Annotated in this window: 1 protein-coding gene; it reads right to left on the minus strand. The window is 49.0% G+C overall.

The features are described from left to right. Positions 1 to 7: 7 nt before the first annotated feature. A complete protein-coding gene (locus ICN46_RS11870; protein ID WP_216209128.1) occupies positions 8 to 1,171 on the minus strand; it encodes an IS30 family transposase in 1,164 nt (387 codons plus the stop codon). Between the last annotated feature and the right edge of the window lie 65 nt (positions 1,172 to 1,236).

The following is a 1,236-nucleotide window of genomic DNA, read 5'->3' on the forward strand; positions in this document are numbered from 1 at the left end:
CTTGGATTCAACCGGTCAACGCAACAGATTGGGCAAAACGTTCTGCCGGTGTTTGATAGTTTAGTGTCTTTCTAGGGCGTTCATTGAGTTTTCTGGCTATGGCATTGAGCTTAGCCTGTGAGTAATTAGCCAGGCTCATTCCTTTAGGGAAGTATTGTCTTAGTAGCCCATTCGTATTTTCATTGGATCCTCGTTGCCAAGGATGCTGGGGATCACAAAAGTACACCTGAACATCCGTGGCTAAGGTAAAACGTTTGTGCTCAGACATCTCTTTACCTCGATCCCACGTTAACGATTTATATAGCTCGTCTGGTAATTTTCTCGCATGCTTAATGAGTGCGTTAACTACCGTCTGGCTATCTTTGCGAGCCACTTTTACTAGCATCACATAGCGAGTCTGGCGCTCCACGAGAGTAGCGATCTGACTGTTAGCATCCCCATATAAAAGATCGCCTTCCCAATGACCTGGCACTGCACGATCTTCTGCTTCAGCTGGCCTCTCTCTAATAGATATAGCGCCCTTGATACTACCCAGAGCTTGATCTTTAAGTGTGTGATGCCGCGAACGACGCATGATGCGGGTACGGCGTAAATGTGCCACGAGCTCTTTCTTTAAGGCTCCACGGGCTTGGATAAAGAGGCTGCGATAAATAGTCTCGTGTGACACCTGATAGCTTTTCTCATCTGGATACGTTTGCTTTAACCATCCGGCAATCTGTTGTGGCGACCACTGCAAGAGCTGCAGCTTGTCTGTCACGATACTTGCCAAGGGCTTGTTTAAGACCAGTTTACAAGTCTTGGGGCGAAGTGCGCGATCCCAAGCAGAACCATCGGCTCCAGCTGATCGGTAGTCTTTGGTACCACCATTGCGCTTTACCTCCCGACTAACCGTAGAAGGCGACCTGCCTAAAAGCTGAGCGATAGAGCGAAGGGATTGTCCCGTTGCCAGGCCGCGGGAGATCTCTTCTCGCTCGGCCAAAGTTAACGCTAAAACGGATCGAGTTCGCTCTGGTGGTCTGATGCCACCACTTTCAGCCAAAATACGCTGGATAGAGGAGTGGCCCCGATCAAATAACTGCGCTATCTGATGAAGGTTATCGCCTTTTTGCCACCGCTCCCACATTAAAGCCTTCTGGGTGGCCGTGTAATAGATTCGAGGTCGTTGTTTCATGAGCAACACTCCTTTTGCTTACGCAGTTTGTAGTGTGTTGCATCGATCGGTTGAATTCAAGGTCG

The organism is Polynucleobacter sp. Latsch14-2, from assembly GCF_018881925.1.
GTDB lineage: Bacteria > Pseudomonadota > Gammaproteobacteria > Burkholderiales > Burkholderiaceae > Polynucleobacter.

Coding starts and splice junctions, on each gene's coding strand:
- ICN46_RS11870 (WP_216209128.1), bottom strand. CDS start 1,171: ATGAAACAACGACCTCGAATCTATTACACGGCCACCCAGAAGGCTTTA.